We start from the raw sequence: 16,631 nt of genomic DNA, 5'->3' as shown, positions 1-16,631 counted from the left end.
CCCAATCACGCCCTGCAACCGAAATTCCAAAGCGCTTTGACAACGAACTCATTTCACTTTCGGCATAAAAGAGTCAAGGCAATTCGCAAAACCCAGCTTTGGGCCTTTGGATATCGCAATGCAGCAACGCCTATGGGGCAATATGGAGCGATTTTTCTTGAGTCAAGCCGCGCAGCTGCTACATTGCTAAAAGCGCTTTGGATGCCATTTGGGAGACATGACCTCCGAGGCGTTGGAGGAAGTTTAACACGTGAATCTGAAACAGCTATCGGAAATGCTGGGCCTGTCCCAGACGACGGTGAGCCGTGCGCTGAACGGCTACCCCGAGGTCAACGAGGCGACACGCGAGCGCGTGCTGCGCGCCGTGCAGGAGACCGGCTATCGTCCCAACAAGGCCGCGCAGCGGCTTGCGACCGGCAAAGCGGGTTCGATCGGTCTCGTCATGCCCACAGCGCCCGGGCATTATTCCGACGTGCATTTCGGCGAATTCCTGACCGGGCTCGGCGAGGAAGCGGTAAGGCACGACTTTCATTTCGTGATCATGCCGGCCGATCCCGACGACGAAGTGGGCGCGCTGAGGCGGCTGGCGATCAGCGGCAATGTCGACGCACTGTTCGTCGCCTATATGCGCGGGCACGATCCCCGGCTGCCGCTCCTGAAGTCGCTCTCCATGCCGTTTCTCGTGCATGGCCGCTCGTTCGGAACCGAGCCCGACTATCCCTTTCTCGACATCGACAACGAAGGCGCCTTCTACGATGCGACGCGGCTGCTGCTGCAGCTCGGGCATACCCGCTTCTGCCTGCTGAACGGGCCGGAGCATCTGGATTTCGCGATCCGGCGCAAGAAGGGCGTGGTCTCTGCGCTCGCCGAGCGCGGACTGGAGCTGCCCGAAAACTGCACCAGCCACATGTCGATGACCGACGAGCACGGACAATTCGCGATGGAGCGCTTTCTGCAGCTACCGGAGCCGCCGACGGCCATTCTCTGTTCCAGCACGGTGCTGGCGCTCGGCGCCATCCGTGCCGTGACGCAAGCGGGGCTGAAGCTTGGCGAGGATATTTCGCTGATCGCCCATGACGACGTGCTGCCGCATCTGAAGCCGGAGAATTTCTCCGTGCCTCTGACGACGACGCGCTCATCTCTGCGCGCGGCGGGTGTCCGGATTGCCGAGCGGCTGATCGGGACCGTCAAGCAGGACGGCCCCTTCCCCGAACAGGAACTCTGGAAGACGGAGCTGATCGTGCGGGCGTCGACGGGCGCCGCGCCGCGCTAGGTTTAACCGGATCAGAACTTCGGCGGCGTCTGGCCGGCGGCGCGGTGCGCGGCAATCACGGTGTTGGCCATGAGCATGGCGATGGTCATCGGACCGACACCACCGGGGACCGGGGTGATGACATCCGCGACTTCGGCGGCCTCGGCGAAGGCGACATCGCCCACGAGGCGCGTCTTGCCCTCACCCTTTTCGGGCGCGGCGATGCGGTTGATGCCGACATCGATGACCGTTGCGCCGCGCTTGACCCAATCGGCCTTGACCATCTCGGGACGACCGACAGCAGCAACCAGGATATCGGCGTTGCGGCAAACGGCAGTGAGATCCTTGGTTCGCGAATGCGCGATGGTCACCGTGGCGTTGGCGTTGAGCAGCAACTGCGCCATCGGCTTGCCGAACAGGTTGGAACGGCCGACAACAACGGCGTTGAGGCCGGAGAGATCCTCGCCGTGGGTGCGGCGCACGAAGACCATGGCGCCGGCGGGCGTGCAGGAGACGAGGCCGGTCTCAAGATCGCCAACTGCCAGCTTGCCGGCGTTGACGACGTGAAGACCATCGACATCCTTTTCGGGCAGGATCGACTGTATGATCGGCTCGGAATTCAGGTGCTTGGGCAGGGGCAGCTGCACGAGGATGCCGTGGATCGTGTCATCGGCGTTCAGCGAGGCAACAAGCGCGGCCAGTTCCTCCTGCGTCGTCTCGACCGGCAGCGTGTGCTGCACGGACTTGAAGCCGCACTCCTTGGCCATCTTGCTCTTGGAGCCCACATAGGCGTGGCTTGCCGGATCGTCGCCGACGATGATGACCGCGAGACCGGCCTGAACGCCGCTCTGCTTGTCCAATGCCGCAGTCGCCGCCTTCACCGTGTCGATGACCGAAGCTGCAACCTGTTTGCCGTCGATTACTGTCGCCAAGACCGTCTCCCTGCCATTACCCGCCATTCTAGTCGGCGGCATCGGGCACAATTTGCCTGTCCACGCCCTATCCTGCCTGAAACGAGAAATGCAAGAACAATCATGCCGCAGGTGGGCGACGATCAGGCCGTCGCTGCGTAGGAGCGCAGGCGATCGCGCATGGCGGCGATCTCGGCGCGCAGGATTTCGACTTCGTCGGTGGCCTCCGCGACCACAGGCTCCGGCACGGGTGCGCGGGGAATATCGACCGATGGCTCGATCGCGGTGACGGGCTCGACATGCGCGATGGCTTTGTCCATGTCCACGCGTCTGCGGAAACCGGCAAGGCCGAATGCAAGACCGGCGAGCGCGCCGAGTGCCGGGGCGAGCCACGGGCTGCGGCCCGGTTCTATGGCCGTGACGACAGGCGCCTTGATGACCTGCACATGGGCGCCATCCGTGCCGATCGCGCCGGTGCTGAGCTCATCTTCGAGACGCTGGCGCGCAACGGCGGATTTCTCGCGCAGTTCCGTCAACTTGGCGAGATCGACGCCGGTGTCGCGGCTTTGCGCGATCAGCGTGTTGCGCTGGTCGCCAAGCTGCCTGACGGCGGCGACCGTTGATTTGACTTCGTCGGCGGCATCGCGCGACAGCCTGCCGAGTTCCTGGCCGATGCTGGCGCGCAAGCCATCGACTTCAGCCTGTTGAGCAATCAGGCGCGGGTGCCGGGGGCCGAGGCTCGCCGCTAGCTGCGCGAGCGTCGACTTGGCGACGGCATAGCGGCCACGGCGATCGTCCAGCGCGGGCGATGTGATGTCCGCGGCAAGTGTGCCGGTCAGCGCGTCGTCAGCGGTTGCGGTCTTCAGCAGGTCGGCGCGCGTCTTCGCTGCCACGACCTTCTGCTGTGCGTCCTTCAAGGTCTCGTTCGCCTGCACAAGCTGCTGCTGCAGTCTGGTTGCGACCTCGACATTGCCTTCGCCGTTCTGCTTGGTGAATGCCTCGAGCTCAGCGTCGGCGACCGCGCTTGCCTTTTTCACCACGCCGTCGTTGATGCTTGCGGCCGACACCGGATGGGCAACGGTCGAGACGAGATAGGATGCGATGCGCGCGGATTTTGCCGCACTTGCTGTTGTGACGCTGAAGCCGATCGTTCCCGATTTGGGGTCTGCGGATGCGCGAATGGCGGCGGCGAGAGATGCTTCGGCGCGCGAGACCGGATCGGCGGCGGCACCGCTTGCGGAGAGGAGATCGACCACGACATTGAAGGCGCTGCCGCTGGCGCCGGCGAACTCGGTGTCGCGGTCGAGCTGCAATTTGGCGACGGCCAGGGCGATGGTTTTCTGCGAGATCAGTGCATCATGCGCGGCGCTGACCAGCGCCCGATGATCCTTGGCCGGGCCTTCGACGCCGAGAAGGCTCTGTGCCCGAAAGCCGGATGGCTCGCTTGGGATCAGCGTTCCGCCAAGCGCGCCCAGTGCGCACAGTGCGCCGGCTGCGATCAGCGAGCGGCCGCTGCGCGGGGAAGCCGGGGCCGGAGTCTCGGCCGTCGGATGGGTGATGGATTCGACGTGGAATTCCTGTGCGGCCAGATCGTCGATCAGGTCGTCCATCGCGGCATCGTCCATGGCGGCAGCGTTGATGGCGGCATCATCGATGGGCGAAATTGGCGCCGTCGCGGCGTCGTTGGCGGCCTCAAGCCTTTTGCCGAGGATGGTTTCGATGCGGCTGACGAGAGGCGCGGTGGTGTCTTGCGGCGCGGGTTGCTCAAGTTCCGGCATTCGCTGCGCCTGGAGAGCCCGTTCGATGACCCGAAGCAGCTCGGCTTCCGGCACGGCCATTTCGTCCTGATAATGGCCGCTGGAAAAGCCGTTCGAGCCGGCTTCATCCTTCAGCTGGGATGACCATGAGTGGGCGGGACGTCTCGAATGATTTTCGCGCATCACCAAGTCTCGTGCATGGAACGATCGAACCCATCGCAGTCGCGTGTGGTTAATCGAGCCTAAACAGGCTTGGCAAACAAAAGGTTAATTTTCGCTCAATCTCGACGTGTATCGCCGATTTCCGAGCGCTTCATGATCACCTTGCGACGGCTGAAGCGGTACTTGGCGACGTGATAGAGAAAGACCGGGATGCCCAGCGCGTAGCGGCGCCAGAGACGACCGGGTTCCTGGACGAGCCTATAGGCCCATTCCAGACGCATCGAGCGCACCAGCTTGGGCGCGCGCGGCACAGAGCCGGAGACGAAATCGAACAGGGCGCCGACCGTCAGCACCAGGCGCGCGTGATCGGCGCGAATGTGCTTGTGCGCCCATTTTTCCTGCAGGGGCGTACCCATGCCGACGATGATGATGTCGAGATCCTGGGCCGCGATCTCGGCGATCACGGCTGATGGGTCATTCTTGTCGAAGAAGCCGTCGGAGATGACGACGAATTCATGCCAGGGTGCATGCTGGCGGAAATTGGACGCGGCGCGCTCGACCACGGCACGGGTGCCACCGATCAGGCCGATGCGGCGGGGCTGTTCCATGAAGGTCAGCAGCGCGGGCACGAAATCGGTGCCATTCAGATTGGCCGGGAAAGGCGATCCGTGCGCGATCTGCGAGGCGATGTTGAGGCCGATGCCATCCGGCAGGACGAGGTTCTGGGAGAGGATGTAGCGATACTCTTCATCGCGCAGCGCCAGGAGCATGTTGTGTGCGTTGACGAAGGAGATCGACGTCTGGCCAACGGGCATGGACAGGAGCTCGTTGATGAAGACGAGCGCGTCATCCCAGCCGAGATCGCAGACGGGAAGATCGAAAATGGCGCGACGCGAAGCGAGGACCGCGAAATTCGCGATCAGATTCATGCCCGCTTCCTGACGATAATGCTTCATGGCTCGGAGATCCCGGTAACACTGAGGTCTGCCTGGGATCAGGCGCCGGCTTCCAAATCTGGAATGCGGCGCGCATGTCGGCCCATCACGGGACGGTATAACAGGGCTCCCTCAAACAACCTTTAGGAAAACCCGTCGACTTTGCGTAGCGACATCAGGGATTTGTTAACCATCACGGATGGCTGGTCGCGGTGATGAGGCCACCGCGACGATAAGCGGGCGTCAACCGCCGGCGGCCGGGTCCTTGACGGGCTCTGGCGGCACGACGTTGACAGGCTTGCCGGTCTTTTTCGGCTGGCCGGACGCATTGGCGGCGACCTCTTCCTTGGAGAGATAATCAAGCTGCTCCAGCAGCACCTGGTCGATATATTCGCCGCCCAGATGCGTGTTGAGGTCTTTCTTGATCATATCGCGGAAGGCGTTCGGATCGAACGACTTCATGTTTGATATATCGACCATCTTGTTGCCGACAAGCAGCGAGAACAGTTCGTCGGTGGTCATCTCGGTGAGCGGCAAGGTCGCGCCCTTCACCATGTCCTTCTTGATCATGAAGGATATCTTCCCGAGGAAATAACCGCTGACGGCGCCATCGTGGACCACAGGGATGGTGATGGACTCGCCCTTAACAAGCTCGACAAGGCTCTGCTTCGACTGATCGGGAGCCGGCGCCGGCGCGGTTGCCAGATGCACCGACATATAGACCGCCGCCAGCGTGATCACGCAGACCCAGACGCCTGTAAGAACGAGTTTAATCATCAGTGTTCACGCGCCAGGAACTGTTCCTGGGAATAGGTGCCGTCGGCATCCGCATCCTGAACCGCGTTCTTCAGGAGATCGGCGACGGTACGCACGGCCTCAAGATGAGCCTCGACGCGGCGGGCGTTGAGCGCCAGCTTTTCCTTCAGGCCGTGCAGCTGCTCGAGGTGCGAGGCGGCGAGTTCCTTGGGATCCGTGTCGCTGAAGAGCATCGACAGCTCATAGAGGCAGCGGCTCTTGTGGGCATTCGACACTTTGAGATCGAACTGCGGATCGCTGCCGATGCGCGTGTTCTCGTTGTCGATAATCATTTCCAGGCGTCCAAGAACCGATTTGATACGGTATTCGTTCGAGATTATTTCCATTGTTCTCCTCGATTCCCTTAGGCGTCGTTTGCGGACTTGTTGTCCGTCGATGTCACGCCAAACGTCTGGCGCTGAATTTCATTGATCATGCTGACCGCTGCATTGCGGTCATCCTGGTCGGTAGAGGCGTTGACGACCCTACCTTCCTGCTTCTTCAAGGCATCGTGATAGAGCTGCTTGGCAACGCCGATGCCATCGCCCTTGGCAATGGTGTTGCCGAGCTGTTCGGCCATCATGCCCTTCCAGATATCGCCTGTGGCGCCCTTGCCGTAGACGTCTTCGCTTTCGCTGGGCAGCATGTTCTTGATGAAGTTCTGCAGCACCATCGCTTCGAACTTGCGATAGGTCTCGGGAACTTCTTCCGTCTTGCCGGTGCGATTCTGGACGTCGCTGAGGCCCGCCTTGTTGGAGGCGCGGTCGAGAATGTCCACCGCCGAGGTGAAGCCCTTGCCCGCTTCGGCAAGGCTATTGGCCGCGAATGCTGCCTGGTTTGCTTTCAGTTTCTCCTGAGCAGCCTGAACCTCCATGGGGTCGGCCGCCTTGACAACATCCAGCACCAGATCACTCGGGGGTGAAATCGCCACGTCATAATCCTCTTGATTTCAGATCGAGGCGATTATGATTTTTGAAGCTTGCTGGAGGCTGGTGTACCGTATTTTTGATCGATGATATCATAGACCGCGTTGTCATCGGCCTCGCGGCGTTCGTCTTCGAGCGCTTCGCGCATGCCGTCTTCGAGACGGTCTCCCTTGGCGCGCTCCTGCTGAACGCGCATCTGGTGAACTTCCTGCATGCCGTTCAGCTGCTTGTCCTTGATGCCGAGCCGGTTGAAACGATCCGCATAGCCCTGCGAGAAGGCGTGATGCACCGGGTCCATCGAGCCCAGCGCATGGATGACGCTGTCCATCTCTTCGCTGACCTCGGCGCGCTGGCGCGTCGTTTCGGCGAGATCGAATTCCGCCATCTGTTCGAGATGCCGCTGGACGGCGACGAGGCGTTTGAGCTTGTCCGAGCGCGTTCTTTCCGCCATCCGCCTACTGCCCGATGAAGACGGCGGTAAAGGACTGGCCGAACTGGCTGATCATCGCCGCGACGGCGAAATAGAACAGGAAGAGGCCGCCGAACAGCAGGTAAGGCGTGGAGATGAAGTAAACCGGGATCTGCGGCGCCAGCTTGTTGATGAAGCCGATCGCGACGTTGAACAGAAGGCCGTAGATCAGGAACGGGCTTGCCAGCCGCAGCATGATGAATGTCGTGGTCGACAGCGTGTCGGTGAACGAGATCAGCGTCGCGCGCATCTGCATGGCGCCGCCGAACGGCATCGACGTGTAGGAATCGATAAGCGCCCTGAAGACGATGTGATGGAAGTCCATCATGAAGAGAATCATCATGCCGGCGAAGATGATGAAGCCCGAGATGGCGCTTTCCTGGCCCTCTTCGAAAATATCGGCGGCGCTCGGCTGGGTGTAACCGATCATCATCGCGGCGATGTTGGCGGCGAACTGGAGGCCCAGCGTATAGAGGCGGGCCAGCATTCCGAACATCACGCCGATCAGCGATTCGCTGAAGATGAAGCCGATATAGGTCGCGTTCGAGGTGCGGACGGCCGGATAGACCGTGTCCCAGAGCACCGGCATGATCGCCAGCGACAGCGCGCCGGCGATGAAGACTCGCAAGACCGAAGGGATACGCGCCGAGGAAAAACCCGGCATTGTCAGCACACAGCCGCCGATCCTGCAGAAGATCAGAAAGAGCGCCAACACGGTCCCTTGCGGGTCAGTTATCATGAAATAGAGCCTAGAATCTTTATCTCGATGCCCTTTGCCAGTTCCACATGCGAGAGAACCGGGAGCGTGGCGAACAGGCGTTCGATGATCATGCGCACATAGGACCGTGTTTCCGGCGAGGTGACAAGGGCGAAAGGCAGGCCGCGATCCATGAATTCACGGATAACTTTGCTCGCCTGCTCGCTGAACTCCTCAAGCATGCGCGGATCGATGTCGAATTCGACGACTTCGCCCTTGTTGTCGCGCTTCAGCGCCTGGTGGAAGGCGAGGTCCCACTTGCTGCCGAGGCGCAATACGCGAAGCACACCGTTGTCGGCAAGGTCGCCGCAGAGCTGCTGCGCCATGCGAACGCGAACATGTTCGACGATCTGTTCGGTCTTGCGCACATGCGGGGCAAGCTCGGCCACGGCTTCGAGGATGAGATGCAGGTTGCGGATCGAGACGCGCTCGGCGAGCAGCAGCTTCAGCACGGCCTGCAGACCCGAATAGGACATGTGCGAGGAGCAGATCTCGTCGGCAAGCTTCTTGTACTCGGGATCGAGGCGATCGATCAGAACCTTGAGGTCCTTGTAGGAGAGAAGTGCCGGCAGGTTGTTGCGGATGACTTCGCTCATGTGGGTCAGGACGACCGAGACATTGTCGATCGGCTGGAAGCCCTCGCGCTTCAGATCTTCCGTGAATGCCTCGAGTACGGAGACAGCAGGCATGCCGAAAGCGGGTTCGCGGATCTCGTCGCCCGGCACGCGCGGCTTGCGGCCGGAGCCGGTGACGACGAGGACTTCGCCGACGCGCAACTCGTTCGAGGCGACCGTCGTGCCGTGGATGCGGATCTGGTAGGACTTCTCGGTGATGGCGATATCGTCGGTGACCTTGATCTCCGGAACGACGAAGCCGTACTGGGTCGCGAACTTCTTGCGCATCTTGCCGACGCGGAATGCGAGTTCCTGGTGCGCGCCAAGCAGACGCGAGGAGACCATCTTGCCAAGTGCCAGCTCGATTTCCGAGGTGCGCAGCACTGATTTGACCGAATCCTTCTCCAGTTCCTTGTTCTCGACGACCTTCTTTTCTTCCTGCTCGCGCAGGATTTTGTTTTCCGCATCGATCTGGCGCGGGATGAACCAGGCGCCGAAGGCGAGAACGCCACCGAGGAACATGAACGGGATGAACGGCAGGCCAGGCATGAGGCCGAGAACGATCATCAGCACGGCGGAAACCGACAGCGCGCGCGGATAGCCGCTCAGCTGATCGACGACGGCCTTGTCGGTCGAACCGACGGTGCCGCCGCGCGAAACGAGAAGGCCGGCGGCCAGCGAGATGATGAGGGCCGGCATCTGCGATACCAGACCGTCGCCGACGGAGAGCTTGACGAAAACGTCAGCCGCTTCGCCGATCGGCATGCCGTGGCGGAAGTAGCCGATGATGATGCCGCCGAAGACGTTGATGGCGGTGATCAGAAGGCCGGCGATGGCGTCGCCGCGCACGAACTTGGACGCACCGTCCATGGCACCGAAGAAGGAGCTTTCCTCTTCGAGTTCCTTACGGCGGCGCTGCGCCTCGCGCTCGTCGATGATGCCAGCCGAAAGGTCGGCGTCGATCGACATCTGCTTGCCGGGGATGGCGTCGAGGGTGAAGCGGGCGCCGACTTCCGCGATACGGGTGGCGCCCTTGGTGATGACGATGAAGTTGATGGTGATCAGGATCAGAAAGACGATCAGACCGATCACGAAATCGCCCGACATGACTAGGCTCGCGAAGCCGGCGATAACGCCGCCCGCCGCATCGTGACCTTCGTTGCCGTGCGAAAGAATAACGCGGGTCGTCGCGATGTTCAGCGATAGACGCGTCATCGTGGCGATCAGCAGGATGGTCGGGAAGGACGAGAACTCGAGCGGCTTCTGGATCCACAACGCGACCATCAGGATCAGCACGGACAGCGCGATCGAGAACGCCAGGCCCATATCGATGAGGAACGGCGGGATCGGCAGGAAGAGCACGCAGATGATGACGACAATGCCAAGGGCAAAGCCAACGTCACGCAGGCTGGGGCCGGCTTTCGGAAGGGGGAGTGCGGGTGGTTGCGCCATATCGATTCCGTCTCGTCATGAGATGTACGGGCATGATGCCCAGAATTCGGATCGATAGTTAAATGGCGAAGCTTGCGCGAGGGTGGCTCAGAAGCCGGACTGGATGCGCGAGAAGACGAGATTGGTGAAGATCGAAATCTGCGAGCCGACAAAGGGAGCGGAGATACCAATCGTCACCAAAACCGCGACGATCTTCGGGACGAAGGTGAGCGTTGCTTCCTGGACCTGGGTCAACGCCTGGAACAGCGCGATGACGAGACCGACGATCATCGCCGCGGCCACGGCCGGCCCGGCGGAAACGAGAACCGTCCAGATCGCCGCCTGGAACAGATCGAGTGCGTCAGCTTCATTCATCCAGGCAACCTCATATCGCCTTTCGGTCCGTCCGCAACCCGGCCGGACCGTCGTTCAGTTTCTTTTCGATCAGCTGCCGGTCGTGGTCGACTTGGGCGCCTGATCCGCGACAGTGATTCCCGCCTGGACGAGAATACTCTTCCCATCGGTGGTCGTCGCGATAATTCCGTCGGAATACACTTTTACGGAATCGACGGTGCCGGCGACGGTGCCGTCGGCGCTGGTCATGTACTTGCCGACATAGCTGCTGGCCTGTGTCAGGCTCGAGCTTGCCAGAAGCGTGTCCAGCTTGGTGTTGGTCTGGATCGTCTGCTCGACCTGCGAGAAGCTGGCGAGCTGCGCCATCTGCTGGCTGGCATCGACGGGTTCCGTCGGATCCTGGTTCTTCATCTGGGCGATGAGGAGCTGCAGGAAGTTGTCGTAATTGAGCGTCGCCTTCTGCTGAGCGGTCGACGTCGTCGATGAGGTGTTCTGCGTGGTTGTCGCGGAACCGGTTGCGCCTACCGCCATGGTGCGATCTCCTTGCGAATCTGCTCAACCATTGCAGGGTGCATTTCCTGGTTGTTCAGAATGTTGTCTTCGATAACGTAGAGACCACGGATGGCCTTCAGGGCGTCGAAGGCGCGACCGGTCGAAACCAGACCGTCGATGCGCTTCAGCTCGGCCAGAACTTCCTCGTTCTTGAAGCAGGTCAGAAGCATCGTCACCGACTTGCGGAACATTGCCGTCGACTGATCCTTGCCCTCAGGGTTGATCAGGATCATCTGCGCGATGAAGTAGAGTTGGCGCAGAGGCGTTGTCGCGTCTTCCGGCTGGAGAACGTGGTTTTCCAGAAGGAACGTTACATCATTCAGGAATTCCAGCGCGACCTTGCGATCGACGCGCAAAACCGCACCGTTGATGAAGATCTTTTCCCCGGCTTTTAGCGAGATACGAAGCGTGCTTTTCATTTAAGTCCATCCCTGATGATGGTGGTAACGTCAATAATGCCTTGAAAGTTGGTCGACTGCCGTTTCCGGATCCGGTCGCTTTCTTTCAAGATCCAAATAGCGATCGAGATCAGATTGGCGCGCAACTGAACTTCGAGCTGATTGTCCGGATGCTTGAGGTCTTCGATAAAGCTCACCCAAACGCGTCGGGTGTAAAACAATGCATCGATAGCCTCACGGCCATACTTCTCTTTGTCGCGTGCAATCGCGAGCAGCTCGATGGACCGGTCGAGAACTTGACGTTCCCGCTCCTTTGCATCGGCTACCGAGTCTTGCATGACCTCGGCGTAAGAGAACTGATACATTCATGCATCCTTCTTTGTACTTGTACTTCTACCGCTGATCATCAGAGGTAGTTCACGAGGCTCAACTGCTGAATTTTTGAAACGATCGTGTATGCGGTTTCGAGCTGCGTCTGCAGGGTGTTGACCAGTGTGGACGCTTCCGACTGATCGACGCCCTGAAGATCGACGAGCTTGTTCTGAATGATGCTGGACTGCGCATCGAGGGCATCGTTGGCCTTCGTGACACGCTCCTGCGACAGACCGAGCTGGCTCGCCTGGGTGACGATGCCGGTCGTGCCCTGCGCGGCGTAGCCGATTGCCTTCGAGGTCGTCATCGCCAATGCGTCGCCACTGAGGCCGGTGCCGGCCAGAGCCGAGACGGTGATCGACGCGAGCGCGAAGTAGCGCATGCCTTCGGAGTTCGAATTGGTCGAGGACGTGACGGTCTCGGAGTTGCTGATCCGGCTCGTCATGTTCTGGTTGGATGCGCTCGACCAATCGGCCCATGCCGGCGGCGTCACGTAGGCCAGCGGCGGCGTGGGCGTGCCGACGCCAACCGGCGGGAACGGCAGCGGCGTCGAGGTCGCGTTCAGCGTATCCTGCGAGAACATCGGCTCGACGAAGTTGGAGATGAACGTGTCCATCTCGTCGCCTGTCAGCTCGGACTTGGTCTTGCCGAGGCTGCTTGCCCAGGCGTCGAGATTCTTCTGGATCGCGTCGGTTGCGGCATCCGTCTGATCGGTCAGCGGCTGGATGTCGGTGTTGATGCCGGAGAAGAGATATTCGCCGTTGAGCATCGAGTTGCCGGTATCCATCAGCGACGACAACGCGTCTCCCGCCGACTGCATGGCAACGGTGATGCTGGTGTTGTCCTGGCTGCCCTGCAGCGCCGTCAGCTTCGAGACGAGCGCATCGCCCGCCGTCTTCATGCTGGTCAGGCCAAGCTGGGATGCTTCGAGGCGACCTGATACAACCGAGTTGCTGCCCTGCAGCGCCTTGATCCGTGTGACCTCGGCGCTGAAATTGACGCTCTTCGCAGCTCCGGAACCAAGCGAGGCGCCGATATCGGCGTAGACGCCGGTGGTCGCCTCAAGCGAGGACTTGACGAGCTGGGTCTGCGACTGGCGAATGGTCAGTCGCATCGCGTTTTGAATGGCCGAACTCGAAATAAATGAACTTTTCATGGGCTTACCTCGCAATGTCCAGCAGCGACTGGTACATCTCGTTGACGGCGTTCAATATCTTGGTGGCCGCCTTGTAAGACTGCTCAATATCAAGCAGCAGTGTCAGTTCCTCGTCAAGGTTGACGCCTGTCTCATTTGAGTACGCTTCGGTTGAGCGCGAGAGGGCAGCGGTTGTATTTTCCGATGCCGTCGTGGCGTCACTTCTGAGCTGTTCGAGCCAGCCGACCGAGTTCTGAGCGTAGCTGATGACGCTGACATTCGAGGAGATGCCGGCATCCGACGAGAAGTTCTGTGCCGAGCCCAGCGCGGTGTACAGCGTGTCGAGATTGTCTGAGAAGCCGCTGGCATTGTCCGGGTTCAGGTTGGTCAATCCGGTGATGGTGCCGTCGCGCAGCTTCATCGGATCACCACCCTGGCTGGTGATTACCGCTGTGTTTACCGTAATCGTACCTGCGATGCCGTTGATGACATCAGGGGTCGTCGGCGTATCGCCGTCGAGGCCCGTCGACGTCTTCCAGACGAAGAGGCCCGGCTCGGTCGTCGTGCCATCGGTTTCCGAGAACATCGTCACCAGCGACTTGGCGATTTCGTCGAGCTGCGACTGGAAGGTCGGAGCGACGTCGTCGCGGATTTGCAGCAGGGACTGAAGGCTGCCCTGAGCAGTGGTGGTCGACCCCTGCCCGCTGGTGAGCGCCACGCCGTCGATATAGACGCCGTTGCCCTTCGTTCCCGTTGTGTAGGTATCCTGCGAAACGAAGGTGACCGCGCGGGGGATGGTGTCGAACACGACAGTGCCGTCGTTGGTATAGAGCGCCATGTCGCCATTAGCGCGATCGGCGGTCTTGACGCCGACGATCGAGGAAATCTGCTTCAGCAGCTTGTCGCGTTCGTCGAGCGCATCGGCTGGATTGCCACCGCTGGCGGTCGCGCCCTTGACGGCGTCGTTCGCCGTCTTGAACTGCGCCAAGAGCGTATTCAGCGTACCGACCTGTGTCGCGATCTCCTTGTCCGCGTTCTGGCGGATAAGCTGGACCGACTTGGTGGCGTCGTTCAACGAATTGGTGACATCCTGCGCGGCCGTGACCGCACTCTGCGCGGCGATCGCGCTGCTCGGAGACGTACGGAACGCCTGGAGCTTCTGCTGGAAGGTCGAGAGATAGGTGGCCGGCGACGTCTCGTAGTCGTTACCGCCGAGCACCGATTTCAGGTCGGTGAGGCCGCCCAGCAAGGTCTGCTGAGCGCTGTCACCGGCGCTTGCCTTCAGCCACTGCCGCATCAAGGCGTCTTCCTGCGCCCTGCTGATCTTCACAACCTGCGCACCATTCAGCGAAGTGGTGACCATCGCCTGACGGCGGACGTAATCGCTGTTGCTGGAGTTCGAGATATTGTTCGATACGACACTGCTCTGCGTGCCGGTATTGTTGAATATGCTCTGCGCGGTATTCAGTGCTGATGTAAGCGACATGGCTAACCCGTTACCCTACTTATCTCTTGAGGTTGACGAGGACGTCCATGATGTCGGACCCCGTCTGGAACACCTTGGAGTTGGCAGTGTAGCTGCGCTGCGATTCGATCATCTCGGTCAGTTCACCGGCGAGGTCGACGTTCGAGCTTTCGATCGCACCCGACTGGATGGAGCCGAAGCCATTGGTCTGCGGGAAGCCGGTAACCGTAACGCCCGAGGTGCCGTTGGCGCTGTAGACGTTGCCGCTCATCAGCGTCATGTTGTCAGGGCTTGCAACGGTTGCCAGCGGAATGCGGTAGAGCGGCTTGGACGTGCCGTCGGCATACTTCGCCGAAACCGTGCCATCCTTGCCGATCGAGACGCTGTCGACGGGGCTCGCAGCCTGGCCGTTCGGCGTACCCTTGCCGGAGAAGTCGGAAGCGAGCTGCGTGAAGCCTGAGAGATCCATCTGGATCTGGCCTGTCGTCACCGGGTCGTCGATCAGAAGCGAGTTACCGGAAACGAGCTTGCCTTCAGCGTCGAATTCCATCGTGCCGCCACCGACGGCTGCCGTCGAATAGGGGAAGGATGTCGTGCTGCCGGTTGCGGCGTCCGCATGGCGGTAGACCGTGACGTCCCAGGTGCTTGCCGCGCCGGTTGCAGGCGGCGGCGTGGTCACGTCCGTCTTCGTGAAGTAGAAATCGTACTGCACGGTGTTGCCGAGCTTGTCGTAGCCGACCATCGAAATCTGCTTGGTATCGGCCGTCATCGGCACAGCGTTGTCGGCTGGCAGGTTGCCCGTCGCAACTTCGGCGCCGGAATCCAGGTTGCCGGCGAAGGTACCGGCGGTCGAGGCGATCGCCGTCAGCCCTGACTGGGCGACGTTAACCGGGACCAGACCCGAGAAGCCGTTGACGACGACTGCAGGCGCACCCGAATCGTAGGAATAGCCCATCAGCTTGAAGCCGGCGGAGTTGACGAGGTTGCCTTCGTCGTCCTTGGTGAAGTCGCCTGCACGGGTCAGAACCGGAACACCGTCAGGGCTCTGGACGATGAAGAAGCCGTCGCCGGAGATGGCGAGATCGTAGCCCGAGGTCGTGTAGGAGATGTCGCCCTGTGCGGAGACCGACTGGCGAACCGACGTCTGCACGCCGCCGGAGTTGTAGTTGCCCGAGCTCGAAGGCAGGACAAGCGACGAGAAGGCGGTCGATACCGCCTTGTAGCCCGACGTGTTTACGTTGGCGATGTTGTCGGCCACGGTGCTGAGGCGGTTCGCCTGTGCGTTCATGCCGGACACAGCCGTCTTCATGCTGCCGAAAATGCTCATCTGAAAACCTCGATTCCCTTAGTAGGCTTGAGAGTATCCGGTGGGCCTTGCGTGAAGCTGTCTGGCAATTGGGTGATCGGAGAAAGATCGAAGCCTAGACCGCCGCGCCCACCAAGGACGCCAAAAAACTATTCCCAATCAATGCAGTAGCCGAGGAAGCGCTTGGAATCGACCGGGTCGACGCCGAGCTTCTTGCGCAGCTTTTTGCGAAGCTTGGAAATGTGGCTTTCAACGACGTTTTCTTCGACTTCCTCGTCGAAAATCCCGTAGATGGCATTGAAGATCTGGGTCTTGGTGACGCGGCGACCGCGGTTGGCAATCAAGTATTCGAGAATGCGGCGCTCGCGGCGCGGCAGTGCGAAGACTTCGCCGTGGATCTCGGGATCGCGGCCATCGGAGAAGACGCGAATGGCGCCGATGTCCGTGTGCGTGGAAATCGCCTTGAGGCGGCGGCGGATGGCCGCTGCACGTGCAAGAATTTCGCGCGGGTGAACCGGCTTGCGAACGACGTCGTCAACGCCGCAATCAAAAAGTGCAAGGGTGTTTTCGAGCGACGGCTGATCGCTGACCGCGATGACGGGTGCCATCGAACGATCGCGAATTGCACGCGGCAGCTCGAACGTCTGCTGGCCCTGGCCAATCAGAAACGCCTCGACAGCCGCGATATCTGAATCCGCAGCCGTCTGCACCCACTCTCCAAACTCGTTTGGATCAAAACCGGTCGAAGGAATACCTTCTCGACCAAAAAGGGAAGTGTAGCCATCCTTCACGAGCTCACGCTCATCAACCACTACGATCATTCGTCCGCCTCCGAATCACTTGTGGCACATCGATGACCTATGGGTACGAATCGCACGATTCTGGGACAAGCTGTAGGAACTCATGGGCGGAAATTAATAGTTGATTAAGAATTGCACCCCGATTTGCTCTACATTTAGTGGGTAGGCAAAATTATGCACACAAAAGTTTCGTGGAAAAGTTAACATGTCCTAAATTGTGACTTGCCTTGCCACATTGGC

18 protein-coding genes are annotated in these 16,631 nt (G+C 60.5%); 1 reads left to right on the top strand and 17 read right to left on the bottom strand.

Annotation, left to right across the window (positions count from 1 at the left end; genetic code table 11):
• Window positions 1-250 precede the first annotated feature (250 nt).
• On the top strand, window positions 251-1,273 hold the full coding sequence (locus QTL96_RS18580) for a substrate-binding domain-containing protein (protein WP_289728685.1): 1,023 nt from the start codon (window positions 251-253) through the stop codon (window positions 1,271-1,273).
• Between the two features lie 11 nt (window positions 1,274-1,284).
• On the opposite strand, the gene folD is transcribed toward QTL96_RS18580, so the two are convergent.
• From folD to QTL96_RS18495, 17 genes are all read right to left on the bottom strand, one after another.
• Window positions 1,285-2,184, bottom strand: coding sequence for a bifunctional methylenetetrahydrofolate dehydrogenase/methenyltetrahydrofolate cyclohydrolase FolD (gene folD, locus QTL96_RS18575; RefSeq protein ID WP_289728684.1), 900 nt, complete (start codon window positions 2,182-2,184; stop codon window positions 1,285-1,287).
• A gap of 122 nt (window positions 2,185-2,306) precedes the next feature.
• Window positions 2,307-4,103, bottom strand: coding sequence for a succinoglycan biosynthesis protein (locus tag QTL96_RS18570; protein ID WP_289728683.1), 1,797 nt, complete (start codon window positions 4,101-4,103; stop codon window positions 2,307-2,309).
• A gap of 95 nt (window positions 4,104-4,198) precedes the next feature.
• Entirely contained in the window at window positions 4,199-5,011 is an 813-nt protein-coding gene (locus QTL96_RS18565) for a WecB/TagA/CpsF family glycosyltransferase (protein ID WP_289728682.1), read from the bottom strand.
• Window positions 5,012-5,260: 249 nt separating this feature from the next.
• Window positions 5,261-5,794 (bottom strand): hypothetical protein, encoded by a 534-nt coding sequence (locus QTL96_RS18560; protein WP_289728681.1) that lies wholly within the window; start codon window positions 5,792-5,794, stop codon window positions 5,261-5,263.
• Window positions 5,794-6,159, bottom strand: coding sequence for a hypothetical protein (locus QTL96_RS18555; protein ID WP_018898457.1), 366 nt, complete (start codon window positions 6,157-6,159; stop codon window positions 5,794-5,796). The genes QTL96_RS18560 and QTL96_RS18555 overlap by 1 nt, the downstream gene beginning before the upstream one ends.
• Window positions 6,160-6,176: 17 nt before the next feature.
• Window positions 6,177-6,743, bottom strand: coding sequence for a rod-binding protein (locus QTL96_RS18550; RefSeq protein ID WP_112942756.1), 567 nt, complete (start codon window positions 6,741-6,743; stop codon window positions 6,177-6,179).
• Between the two features lie 32 nt (window positions 6,744-6,775).
• On the bottom strand, window positions 6,776-7,189 hold the full coding sequence (locus QTL96_RS18545) for a hypothetical protein (protein ID WP_289728680.1): 414 nt from the start codon (window positions 7,187-7,189) through the stop codon (window positions 6,776-6,778).
• Between the two features lie 4 nt (window positions 7,190-7,193).
• Window positions 7,194-7,946 carry a flagellar biosynthetic protein FliR gene (gene fliR, locus QTL96_RS18540; RefSeq protein ID WP_289728679.1) on the bottom strand — a complete coding sequence of 251 codons (753 nt, stop codon included), beginning with the start codon at window positions 7,944-7,946 and terminating at the stop codon, window positions 7,194-7,196.
• A complete protein-coding gene (gene flhA, locus QTL96_RS18535) occupies window positions 7,943-10,030 on the bottom strand; it encodes a flagellar biosynthesis protein FlhA (RefSeq protein ID WP_047507451.1) in 2,088 nt (695 codons plus the stop codon). Before flhA ends, fliR begins: the two co-directional genes overlap by 4 nt.
• Window positions 10,031-10,117: 87 nt before the next feature.
• Window positions 10,118-10,384 (bottom strand): flagellar biosynthesis protein FliQ, encoded by a 267-nt coding sequence (gene fliQ, locus QTL96_RS18530; RefSeq protein WP_018898452.1) that lies wholly within the window; start codon window positions 10,382-10,384, stop codon window positions 10,118-10,120.
• Between the two features lie 69 nt (window positions 10,385-10,453).
• Complete coding sequence (flgD, locus tag QTL96_RS18525) at window positions 10,454-10,894, bottom strand: flagellar hook assembly protein FlgD (RefSeq protein ID WP_112942758.1); 441 nt, start codon at window positions 10,892-10,894, stop codon at window positions 10,454-10,456.
• Complete coding sequence (gene flbT / locus QTL96_RS18520; protein WP_018898450.1) at window positions 10,885-11,334, bottom strand: flagellar biosynthesis repressor FlbT; 450 nt, start codon at window positions 11,332-11,334, stop codon at window positions 10,885-10,887. Before flbT ends, flgD begins: the two co-directional genes overlap by 10 nt.
• Window positions 11,331-11,678 (bottom strand): flagellar biosynthesis regulator FlaF, encoded by a 348-nt coding sequence (gene flaF / locus QTL96_RS18515; protein ID WP_112429030.1) that lies wholly within the window; start codon window positions 11,676-11,678, stop codon window positions 11,331-11,333. Before flaF ends, flbT begins: the two co-directional genes overlap by 4 nt.
• Window positions 11,679-11,719: 41 nt before the next feature.
• Window positions 11,720-12,841 (bottom strand): flagellar hook-associated family protein, encoded by a 1,122-nt coding sequence (locus tag QTL96_RS18510; RefSeq protein ID WP_113009934.1) that lies wholly within the window; start codon window positions 12,839-12,841, stop codon window positions 11,720-11,722.
• Between the two features lie 4 nt (window positions 12,842-12,845).
• Window positions 12,846-14,306, bottom strand: coding sequence for a flagellar hook-associated protein FlgK (gene flgK / locus QTL96_RS18505; protein ID WP_113009933.1), 1,461 nt, complete (start codon window positions 14,304-14,306; stop codon window positions 12,846-12,848).
• A 19-nt stretch (window positions 14,307-14,325) separates the two neighbouring features.
• Window positions 14,326-15,612, bottom strand: coding sequence for a flagellar hook protein FlgE (locus QTL96_RS18500; protein WP_113009932.1), 1,287 nt, complete (start codon window positions 15,610-15,612; stop codon window positions 14,326-14,328).
• Between the two features lie 128 nt (window positions 15,613-15,740).
• Window positions 15,741-16,412 (bottom strand): winged helix-turn-helix domain-containing protein, encoded by a 672-nt coding sequence (locus QTL96_RS18495; RefSeq protein WP_018898445.1) that lies wholly within the window; start codon window positions 16,410-16,412, stop codon window positions 15,741-15,743.
• Window positions 16,413-16,631: the final 219 nt, after the last annotated feature.

The organism is Rhizobium sp. S163, assembly GCF_030380805.1.
Lineage (GTDB): Bacteria > Pseudomonadota > Alphaproteobacteria > Rhizobiales > Rhizobiaceae > Rhizobium.
The sequence above is the reverse complement of the archived record's forward strand: the minus strand, read 5'-3'. Positions and strand labels throughout refer to the sequence as shown.